Below are 11,559 nucleotides of genomic sequence, written 5' to 3' on the forward strand. Positions count from 1 at the left end.
GTGCATGTTTAAAAAAAATATATATATTTGAATTTTTGTATAATTATTTTCTCACCATTATTCTGCTTATATATGCAGCAACTCAACGAGATCTTTACAACATTACATCAATACATCGGAGGTAACAACTGGTTTATTTTCCTTCTTTTAGGAACAGGATTGTTTTTCACTCTATATCTAAAATTTCCTCAAATAAGATACTTCAGACATGCTGTCAGGGTGGTAAGAGGCAAATATGATAGAATTACAGACAAAGGAGATACCACCCATTTTCAGTCGCTGGCAACTGCACTCTCAGGAACAGTTGGCACAGGTAACATTGCCGGAGTTGCCCTGGCTGTTCATTTAGGAGGACCGGCTGCCCTGTTCTGGATGTTGGTTACAGCATTTCTGGGTATGTGTACTAAGTTTGTTGAAGTTACTCTTTCTCATAAATATCGCGAGTTTGATGAGAAAGGAATGGTTGCGGGTGGACCCATGTATTTCATGAGGAAGCGACTAAACATCCCTTTGAAGAACAATAAAATGATAAAAACCGGTTACTGGCTGGGTGGTTTTTTTGCAATTGCAACTGTACTTTCATCTTTTGGAACCGGAAGTCTGCCTCAAATAAACAGTATTTCCAATGCTATATTTGCCACTTTTGGAGTTCAGCATATAATCACTGGTGCTGTAATGGCTGTATTACTGGCTCTTATAATTATTGGAGGTATACGCCGCATTGCTAGTGTTACTGAAAAACTTGTTCCTTTCATGGCCATCATCTATTTTCTAACCGCAATTGCAATAATAGCTTCAAATTATCAAAATATTATTCCTTCATTTTTATCAATATTTGAGAATGTATTCACAGGCACTTCAGCTATAGGTGGATTTCTAGGTGCCGGATTCGCTTTTGCATTCAATAATGGGGTAAACAGGGGACTCTTTTCCAATGAGGCGGGACAAGGCTCTGCTCCAATTGCACACGCTGCTGCAAAAGCACATGAGCCTGTTTCGGAAGGTATTGTTGCCATTCTTGAGCCATTCATTGATACTGTCGTTATCTGTTTTCTTACCGGAATGGTTATTCTTTCATCCGGAGTTTGGAGTGAAAAGGTTCCCAATCAGTTTCAGAAAACAGATATTATTGTGCTGGCAGAGAGCTATACTGAATCAAGTGAAGATAATGTTGCAAAACTGAGTAATTATCTGAATAACAAATCTGATATTCCGCTTTACACAGGTACTTTAACAGTCATCGATGGTAAAATCCTTGACAATAACTCCATTATTCATGCCCGATCTCTTGCAGAAGATATAGTGGTAAAAAAAGGAGGTGTGTTATATAGTGGCGAAATAGTTGTAACAAATGGAAGTGTAGCTGATACGCCCAATGATCTTATTTTCAGTGGCAAATCACTTATTCATAGTGCGCCACTCACCACTCTTGCTTATACACAGAGCTTTCTTGGTGAATCTGGCAAATACGTGGTAGCTATCGGATTACTTCTATTTGCGTTCTCAACTGCAATTGCATGGTCATATTATGGCGACAGGGCAATCACCTACCTTATTGGGGCAAAATATGTTATGATTTACAGGATAATATTTGTTATGGCATTCTTTATTGCATCGTTTGTAGATACAACAATAATCTGGAACCTGTCGATGCTTACAGTAGCCTTTATGACAGTTCCAAATCTGATCGGCCTGTTAATACTGCACAAAGAGGTTAAGTCTGTAATAGGAAGTTACTGGGTTGATTTCCGTAAGGAGCATCCCAATGAAAAGGTTCCAAAAGAATAAAAAGATTCCAGATGTGTATCTAATTCAGAAAAGTCTTAAAATCAAAGCAAACCACTAACCAGTCCACCATCAATCTGAATAGTGGTACCTGTAACTGATCGTGCCTGATCTGAACATAGATAACAAACCATCTCACCCAACTCCATTGGATCCATATATCGCTTATGAGGAAAATCTTCAATTGCCCTCCTCTCATACTCCTCAACAGAGATATTTTCTGCTTCAGCACCCCTGTTTATCAGTTGAGTTATGCGATCAGTTTTAAAGTAACCGGGACAAACTGTATTCACTGTTATTCCTTTTGGGATCAGATCTCTGCTGATAGTCTTGGCGTAACTAACTACTGCTGAACGGAATATATTCGACAACACAATATTTGGCAACGGCTCTTTAACACTTACCGATGCAATATTAATAATTCTGCCCCACCCCTTTTTCTCCATATAAGGCAGGCAAAGATTTATCATACGTATATTGTATTTTAAAACTGAATTATAAGCCTCATCCATATCATCCTCAGAAACTTCACGAAACGTACCCGGTTTTGGTCCCCCTGAATTATTTATCAGTATATCAACACCACCAAACTTTTCAATAGTAGCACTTACTATTCTCCGGTTATCATCTGCAACAGACATATCAGCAGTAAGCGCCAGTGTCTCAACTCCATGTGCTTCTATCTCCATCTCTGTTATTTTCAAAGCCTCAACGTTTCTTGCACATATTACAACATTTACCCCCTCACGTGCAAGAGAAACAGCACATGCTTTGCCCAAACCTTTACTGCTGCCGCCAATAATTGCGGTCTTTCCTTTTAAATTTAAGTTCATAGCTTAATTACAAATTTCCGTTTATTCATCCAAACTGCACAGGATAAGTAATAAGTGGAACCAAATTTAAACAAATATATTTATGATTTTGTCTATCTTTGCAACTTAATTAATACATGACATGTCAAAACAATTTAAACGTACACTGATTACATCTGCACTGCCATATGCCAATGGTCCGGTGCATATTGGTCACCTCGCCGGTGTTTATGTTCCTTCTGATATTTATGCCCGCTATCTAAGGCTGAAAGGTGAAGAGGTTCTCTTTATTGGAGGATCTGATGAACATGGTATTCCTATTACAATAAAGGCCCGCAAAGAGGGTGTAACGCCACAGGATATTGTAGACCGATATCATGAATTGATTAAAAAGTCATTTAAGGAGTTCGGAATAACTTTCGATATATACTCTCGCACCACCTCTGAAATTCATAAGGAAACAGCTTCAGATTTTTTCCGCAAACTTTATGAAAAAGGTGAATTCAGTGAACAGGAGAGTGAGCAATATTATGATGAAGAGGCACAGCAGTTTCTTGCTGACAGATATATCACAGGCACTTGTCCCCATTGCGGCAACGAAAACGCATATGGTGATCAGTGTGAACAGTGTGGCACATCACTAAGTCCCAACGATCTTATCAATCCTAAATCAACACTAAGTGGCAGCGTACCGGTTATGCGCAAGACAAAGCACTGGTATCTCCCGCTGGACAAACATGAGGCATGGCTGCGCCAATGGATATTGGAAGAGCACAAAGAGTGGAAGAGTAACGTATACGGTCAGTGCAAATCGTGGCTCGATCTTGGATTGCAGCCTCGTGCTGTGAGTCGCGACCTCGACTGGGGTGTCCCTGTGCCGGTAGAAGGTGCCGAGGGCAAAGTACTTTATGTATGGTTTGATGCTCCAATAGGATATATATCTAATACAAAAGAGCTTCTGCCTGACGATTGGGAGAAATGGTGGAAAGATGAAGATACCCGTCTGATTCATTTCATCGGAAAAGACAACATAGTGTTCCATTGTATTGTATTTCCTGCAATGTTAAAAGCCGAGGGCAGCTACATATTGCCTGATAATGTACCTTCAAACGAGTTCATGAATCTGGAGGGTGATAAGATATCAACCTCACGCAACTGGGCAGTTTGGCTTCACGAATACCTAGAAGAGTTCCCGGGTAAACAGGATGCACTTCGTTATACACTTACTGCAAATGCACCTGAAACTAAAGATAACGATTTCACATGGAAAGATTTTCAAGCCCATAACAATAATGTACTGGTAGCTGTGCTTGGTAATTTCGTAAACAGAGCAATGGTGCTTACTCAGAAATATTTCGATAATAAAGTGCCTGCTATAGGTGAGTTGACCGATCTTGACCGTGAGGCTATAGCAGAGGCTAAAAAAGTTAAGGAGGCTGTTGAGTATAATCTGAACAACTTCCATTTCAGAGAGGCGCAGAAAGAGGCTATGAATCTTGCTCGTATCGGTAATAAATATCTTGCTGATGCTGAGCCATGGAAGACGGCCAAAAGCGACATGAATCGCACTGCAACAATTCTTAATATCTCTTTGCAGATTACTGCTAATCTTGCAATTGTGACTGAACCATTCCTGCCTTTCACAGCAGAGAAGATTCTCTCATTCCTCAATATAGAACACATCAACTGGGATATGTTAGGTAGCTTCGACCTGCTTTCAGAAGGCCATACATTGGGCAAGTCTGAACTCCTTTTTGAAAAGATTGAGGATGAAGTGGTTGAAAAACAGGTTCAGAAGCTTCACGATACAAAGAAACTTAACGAAGCTGAAAATGAGAAAACAGTTGCAGCTGAGAAGTCGGCAGTAAAACCTGTTAAGCCTACTATTGATTTTGATGATTTCGAAAAACTTGATATCCGTGTTGGTACTGTTATCGAGTGTGAGAAAGTGCCTAAAACTGATAAGCTCCTTAGATTCCTTCTCGATGATGGATTGCAACAAAGAACAATATTATCAGGAATCGCAGCATACTATCCAAACCCAGCAGAGCTGGTGGGTAAGCAGGTCTGCTTTATTGCAAATCTGGCTCCAAGAAAGATGCGAGGGTTTGTATCAGAAGGAATGATTCTTTCAGCTGAAAACAGTGATGGAACCCTAGCACTGGTAACACCTTCCAAAGATGTTGACCCTGGAAGTCAGGTAGTATGATTAAGTTAATTTAACTAGCAACTTTGTAACTATTGGTATAGTTATTAATCTATCAAATAGTGCTCTTAATAAATGTTTTATTTAAAGAGTAAAGTATAAATCTTTTAATAACTTTTTTATGAAAAAACATCTATTATTGATTTTTGCTCTGTTTGTTAGCTTATCAATGTTTTCTCAGAGAACCTACCGTGCTTTTGGATGGAAATTGACAAAAGACATTCCTAAGAATGAGCTGAAGATTAATCTGGGAACCTCTATCTTCGCTTCATTCCCTGAAATTGCCTATGAGCGGATTATAAATTCAGATCTCAGTGCAGGTGCTTCTCTGGGTGTTTCTCTTGATGATATTTACGCAACTGACTTACTTTTCACCCCGTACGTGCGATGGTTTTTTGGAGGCAATCAGGAAAACCTTCAGAAATATGGTGCAGGTTTCTTTATTGAGGCAAACGGTGGTATATTCACAAAAGAGAAAGAAACAATATACTATGAGAATGAAACCTTCGCCACTGTATATGACAACGTTACAGGAGCTGGAGTGGGACTTGCTCTGGGCTGGAAGTACCTGTCAGGCAATAACTGGGTAGGTGAGATATATGCCGGAGGGGGACGAGACTTCGTAAATGGCGGAGGTTATCCTCGTCTGGGTATTACCATTGGAAAAAGATTCTAAAGAACCATCAATTTATACAATTACAATTTTTTAATTAAAAAAACATGAAAGCATTAGGTACATTGATTTTATTGAATTTTTTATTTGTCTTTACAATGAATTCGCAGGATAGACAATATCCTGAACAGGCACGTATGAGACCTGAAATGAGTGAATACTGGCAACCTCAGCCACCTGTGGTTACTCCGGGCAACAGTTCACAAGCGCCAGCTGCTGCACCTTCTGATGCTATAGTATTGTTTGATGGCAAAGATCTGTCTGAGTGGCAAAACAGCAAGGGTGAAGCGGCAGGATGGACTGTTCACGATGGTGTGTTTACTGTTAAAAAAGGTACTGGTGATATTCAGACAAAAAGGGAGTTCAACGATTTCCAGCTGCACCTCGAATGGCTTATACCGGAAGGCATTACAGGCGAAAGTCAGGCTCGCGGAAATAGCGGGGTATTCCTGCAGGGAATGTATGAGATTCAGATACTTGATTGCTACCAAAATGAGACATATGTGAATGGCCAAACAGGTAGTGTTTATAAACAGACTCCTCCACTGGTAAATGCAATGAACCGTCCGGGTGAATGGAATACATATGATATAATATATACTGCTCCAACATTCAAAGCTGACGGAACTTACCGCACACATCCAAGGGTAACTGTTATACAGAATGGTGTAGTTCTGCAAAATAATACAATCATACTTGGAACAACAGAATATATTGGTTTCCCAAAAGTTGTTGAGCATGGTGCAGGACCAATCAGACTGCAAGACCATGGCGATCCGAGTGCTCCAATAAGTTTCAGAAATATTTGGATAAGGGAACTTTAATTAATTGATTTATCATAATTAAATGTAAATTTGTGGTTTAATATAAAACTGCAAAGGATAGATCATGCAAATAAGTGGCAATATCAGAAAGTTAATTCCCGACCTGATTGTTATAGCGGGATTCATTATTATTTCATTCATATATTTTGCTCCGGCTGTAATAGACGGGCGGGTAATTGCTCAGCACGACTCACTTGCCGCTATAGGACAGGGACAGGAACAGCGTGACTATATGGAACGTCATGAAGGCGAGCGCACTCGCTGGAACATTTCAATGTTCAGTGGTATGCCATCATATCAGATGAGCCCCACTTACAACTCCTCAAAGCCTCTGGATAGTGCCAAAGAGCTCTATTCTCTGTTTTTACCAAATTACGTCTACCTGATGTTCATAATGCTCATCGGTTTTTATATTCTGATGCGGGCATTCAGGGCATCTCCGCTGATTAGTGCACTGGGAGCGGTAATATGGACATTCTCATCCTATTTCTTTATTCTTATTTCGGCAGGACATATATGGAAATTCATCACATTGGCCTATATACCTCCTACAATTGCCGGTATGGTTTATGTTTACAGGAAGAGGTATCTTTTGGGAGGACTACTCTTCATGATCTTCGTGGCTTTCCAGATTTCGGCAAATCACATACAGATGAGTTATTACTTCCTGTTCCTGATGCTTTTCATGGTTATAGCTTTCTTTGTTGATGCATATAAAAAAAGGGAGTTGCCTAATTTCTTCAAAGCAACGGGAGTACTGATAATAGCGGGAATCATTGGTGTAGCGGCAAACTCAAGCAATCTCTATCATACATATGAGTATTCAAAAGAGACAATGCGAGGGAAGTCGGAGCTCTCCCACCATGAGGAGGCAAACACAACGGACAACGGACTAGAACGTGACTATATCACTGCCTGGAGCTACGGAATTGGTGAAACATGGACATTGCTTGTTCCCAACACTAAAGGTGGAGCATCAGTGCCTCTTTCTCAAAATGAGAAGGCAATGAGCAAAGCACGCCCGGAATATTATCAGATTTATCAGCAGATAGGCCAGTACTGGGGTGATCAGCCCGGCACTTCCGGTCCCGTTTATGCAGGCGCTTTTGTTCTTGCACTTTTTATATTAGGTCTGTTTATCGTGAAGGGGCCCGTTAAATGGGCACTCCTTACAGGTACAATTTTCTCCATACTCCTTTCATGGGGGAAAAACTTTATGCCACTGACCGACTTCTTCATCGATTATATTCCGATGTATAATAAGTTTCGTGCCGTATCATCTATTCTGGTAGTTGCTGAATTTTGCATTCCATTACTTGCTGCTCTTACAGTTAAAGAGATAGTTCATAAACCGGAAGTACTAAAAAACAATCTGAAGTATTTATATATAAGTCTCGGTTTAACCGGTGGCTTAGCATTGCTTTTTGCTATTGCACCAAAGATATTCTTCCCATCCTATATCTCGGCTAATGAGATGCAGGCTATTAGTCAGGCTGTACCACCCATTCATATTCAACCATTAGTGGCAAACCTGACGGAGATGCGTCTGTCACTGTTCACTGCAGATGCCTTAAGAAGCTTTATAATTGTAGCAATAGGTGGATTGATATTATGGCTCTTTCTGCAGAAGAAGATTAAAGCTACATGGACTGTAGCTGGTATTCTTTTACTTTGCCTTGCAGATATGTGGGATGTGAACAGACGTTATCTCAACGATGATGATTTTGTCTATAAATCAAGTCAGGAGCAACTTTTCACATTAACTCCAACAGATCAGCATATTCTGCAGGATACCACCAAATATTACAGAGTGCTTAATCTTGCAACAAGTACATTTAACGATGGTATAACTCCGTATCACCATAAGGTTATTGGAGGTTATCATGCAGCTAAACTAAGACGTTATCAGGATCTTATCGATGTATACCTTACAGATGAATTGATGAATATCCATTATGCTGTAATCACATCAGCAGGTAATCTTGATTCAGTGGATACAAACGGTTTTAAGGTACTCAATATGCTCAACACCAAATGGGTTATACTTCCCTCTCAGGAAGGGGCAAATATACCTGTGGAAAATCCACATGCGATGGGCAACGCATGGTTTGTTGATGAGATTCTTTTTGTAAATAATGCAGATGAAGAGATAGAGGTATTAGGAAGTATCGATCTGTGCAGTGTTGCTGTAGCTGACAAAAAGTATGAGCCCATACTTGATAATTTTAAACAGGGGTTCAGACCTGCTAAGGCTGATTCAGCATCAACGATTATGCTTACTGATTACGACTCAGATTTTCTAATCTACTCTGTTGATGCAAAAAAAGATGAGTTGGCCATCTTCTCTGAGGTGTATTATCCAAAAGGGTGGCAGATAACAATTGATGGGGAACCGGCTGAGATGTTAAGGGCTAACTATACGCTTCGCGCATTACCTATTCCTCAAGGAAAACATACTGTTGAATTCCGCTTCGATCCCGAAAGCATAAAAGTGACAGACAGAATTGCATATGGTGCTCTGCTAATTATGTTGCTGACAGCAGTTGTTATTTTTATAAATGCAATTAAAAGAAATAAAACCAAAATCAAAAAAGATTATTAACAAACCAATTAAAACAACAAAAACTATGAGAAAAATTATTTTACTTCTGATGATTTTATTTGCAGTAGCATCTGCCTGCAACACCGGTAAAAAAACCTCAAGCGGTACTGAATTGTCTGCAGAGTTTGCAGCAGAACATAGTAGCAGAAACTCCTTAGATTGGGCAGGAGTTTATAGAGGTACACTGCCTTGTGCCGACTGCGAGGGTATTGTTACAGAAATACGTTTAAATAGTGATAACAGCTTTGAAAGGATAATGGACTATCTGGGTAAGGGAGATGATAAACTTCGCGAATCAGGTAGTTTCGATTGGGATGAAACAGGAGGTAAAATTATAATCACTGATAAATCTTCAGATACCAAAGAGTGGTACAAGGTTGGTGAAAACAGACTGATTGCACTAGATATCGATGGCAACAGGATAGAGAGCTCAATCCCACAAGAGAAGTATGTACTGAATAAAATCGACATTGACAATGTTGTAACTGAAAAATACTGGAAATTAATTGAATTAAACGGTAAGAGTATTCAGTCGTCAGCCAATGAAACAGGAAGAGAGGCTCATTTTATTCTCCATAGTAATGAAAACAGAATTACAGGCAACAGCGGATGTAACAATATGATGGGCAGCTATGAACTTACAGAGGGTTCTGCACAGCAGGGAGAGATAAAATTTTCACCTCTTGCAGCAACAAGAATGGCATGTTTAGATGCTGAATACGAGCATGAATATCTTTTAATATTTGATGGAAGCAAAAAATACTCTATAGAAAACGATACTCTTTCACTTTTTTCTGACGGAGACACACCTGTTGCAAAATTTGTAGCTGTATACCTAAGGTAATATATTCATACCTCGCTCTTATATTGCTCTTACCTCGCTCTTATAAACCTTATAGTTATAAGAGCCAACCAAGAATAAAACAGGTCACAGGTTAAATCAATATATTAATCATTCACTACTGTGCTGGTGATATAACTATTAAAATAATTATGCAGTCAAAAATTATCACAGCCTTTATTGCTGTTTCTCTAAGCATCTCGATGAGTGCACAAAAACTATCCTTCAACAAAGAGGGCGAATTTAAAGTTGTACAGTTTACTGATATGCATTATGTGCATGGAAACCCTAAATCAGATACAACACTTTTGTTAGTCCCATATATACTTGATAGTGAAAAGCCTGATCTTGTTGTTTTTACTGGTGACATTGTTACAGGCTCTGTAGAAGGATGGGATGTTATCACAAAATATGTAATCGATCGGGAAATACCATTTGCTGTTACCCTTGGCAATCACGATCATGAGAATGGCGTTACAAGGGAAGAGATTGCTGAACTTGTCACCTCTTACCCCTTTAATGTAAACAGTATTAATAATATCGGAGGAAGGGTACTGAATGATGCAATACCTGTCTACCACAGTGAAAAGCATCTTAACCCGGCTGCTCTTATCTATTGCTTCGATTCGGGAGCATATTCCACGATTGATGGTGTGGGTGGTTATGGATGGATTACTACTGATCAGATTGAGTGGTATAAGAAACAGAGTATGCATTACACTGTTCAGAACAACTTCAATCCTCTGCCTGCTTTGGCCTATTTTCATATACCGCTGCCTGAATACCGCACAGCATTTAATGATAAGAAGAATATCTCTTTTGGTGAAAGAAATGAGGACGAGTGCAGTTCTGAACTTAACTCAGGAATGTTTCTTGCAATGAAAGAGATGAAGGATATTATGGCAACATTTGTTGGGCATGAGCATATAAATGATTATATTGTCAACTTTTATAATATCGCACTTGCTTATGGACATTTCAGCGGCTGGACTACAACCTATACTCCTAAACCTGCGGTTAATGGTGTGAGGGTTGTTGTACTCAAAGAGGGTAAGCGTGAGTTTGTTACATGGTTGCATCAGATGGATGGAACAATAAAGCATAAGGTTACTTACCCTGATCACTTTGAGAAGATGCCCTGAAAATAATAAAAGATTAAATTAAGATGACAGATTTTAAAACGTATTTATTTGATATGGATGGTGTGGTTATCGATTCTGAGAAGCTGCACCTGAAAGCTATGGACTTATCACTGGAGAAACACAATGTAGTATATGATAAGTCAATCTTGAATAAATTTGTGGGGAAATCTGATGAATCTTTCTTTAGGTATATTTATTATAACTTTGACAACAGAGTAGATGTAGAGAAGCTGCTTGAAGAGAAGAACAGATTTTTTGAAGGAATGCTGAAGGAGCTCGAGTATGTTGATGGATTTACCGAGTTTATAAAGGTTATCGGTATGAAAAATATTCAGAAGGGACTAGTTACCTCTTCTTCTAAATTCACTGTAAAAAAGATTGATGAGCTTCTTGATATAACTCATAATTTTGAGGTGATTATAGCAGAGGAAGATACTCAAAAGCATAAGCCGGAACCCGATCCATATCTTCTGGCATTAGAGAGGTTAGAGGCTGATAAATCAATGACACTGGTCATTGAGGACTCTCTTAACGGGATTGCATCAGCTAAGTCAGCCGGCTGTGTGGTGGCGGGACTTACAACATCTTTCGATGCAAAAACATTATTGATTGCGGGAGCTGATTTTGTTGTGGACAGCTACGCTGAGTTACAGAAAAGATTAAATTTATAATCT

At 39.3% G+C, this 11,559-nt stretch carries 9 protein-coding genes; 8 read left to right on the forward strand and 1 reads right to left on the reverse strand.

The window, feature by feature from the left end:
- Window positions 1-72 precede the first annotated feature (72 nt).
- A complete protein-coding gene (locus tag BN1354_RS07510; protein ID WP_053826734.1) occupies window positions 73-1,788 on the forward strand; it encodes an alanine/glycine:cation symporter family protein in 1,716 nt (571 codons plus the stop codon).
- Between the two features lie 41 nt (window positions 1,789-1,829).
- Here BN1354_RS07510 and BN1354_RS07515 read toward each other — a convergent pair whose 3' ends face one another.
- Window positions 1,830-2,618, reverse strand: coding sequence for an SDR family oxidoreductase (locus BN1354_RS07515; RefSeq protein WP_053826735.1), 789 nt, complete (start codon window positions 2,616-2,618; stop codon window positions 1,830-1,832).
- 121 nt (window positions 2,619-2,739) lie between these two features.
- Between BN1354_RS07515 and metG the strand changes: the two genes are divergently transcribed.
- The 7 genes from metG (at window position 2,740) to BN1354_RS07550 (ending at window position 11,556) form a co-directional block, all read left to right on the forward strand.
- Window positions 2,740-4,806 (forward strand): methionine--tRNA ligase, encoded by a 2,067-nt coding sequence (metG, locus tag BN1354_RS07520; protein WP_053826736.1) that lies wholly within the window; start codon window positions 2,740-2,742, stop codon window positions 4,804-4,806.
- A 118-nt stretch (window positions 4,807-4,924) separates the two neighbouring features.
- Window positions 4,925-5,479, forward strand: a complete 555-nt coding sequence (locus BN1354_RS07525; RefSeq protein WP_154904835.1) for a hypothetical protein — start codon at window positions 4,925-4,927, stop codon at window positions 5,477-5,479.
- Window positions 5,480-5,574: 95 nt separating this feature from the next.
- Entirely contained in the window at window positions 5,575-6,300 is a 726-nt protein-coding gene (locus BN1354_RS07530) for a 3-keto-disaccharide hydrolase (RefSeq protein ID WP_231623091.1), read from the forward strand.
- A gap of 64 nt (window positions 6,301-6,364) precedes the next feature.
- Window positions 6,365-8,902: a YfhO family protein gene (locus BN1354_RS07535; protein ID WP_154904836.1), complete on the forward strand. Its 2,538-nt coding sequence runs from the start codon at window positions 6,365-6,367 to the stop codon at window positions 8,900-8,902.
- A 25-nt stretch (window positions 8,903-8,927) separates the two neighbouring features.
- The gene (locus BN1354_RS07540) at window positions 8,928-9,746 is read left to right on the forward strand and encodes a copper resistance protein NlpE N-terminal domain-containing protein (protein ID WP_197272044.1); all 819 of its coding nucleotides are present in this window, start codon (window positions 8,928-8,930) and stop codon (window positions 9,744-9,746) included.
- A gap of 149 nt (window positions 9,747-9,895) precedes the next feature.
- The gene (locus BN1354_RS07545) at window positions 9,896-10,885 is read left to right on the forward strand and encodes a metallophosphoesterase family protein (RefSeq protein ID WP_053826740.1); all 990 of its coding nucleotides are present in this window, start codon (window positions 9,896-9,898) and stop codon (window positions 10,883-10,885) included.
- A 23-nt stretch (window positions 10,886-10,908) separates the two neighbouring features.
- Window positions 10,909-11,556: an HAD family hydrolase gene (locus BN1354_RS07550; protein WP_074010744.1), complete on the forward strand. Its 648-nt coding sequence runs from the start codon at window positions 10,909-10,911 to the stop codon at window positions 11,554-11,556.
- Window positions 11,557-11,559 lie beyond the last annotated feature (3 nt).

Origin of the sequence: Lascolabacillus massiliensis (assembly GCF_001282625.1) — a bacterium.
Classification (GTDB): Bacteria; Bacteroidota; Bacteroidia; order Bacteroidales; family Dysgonomonadaceae; genus Proteiniphilum; species Proteiniphilum massiliensis.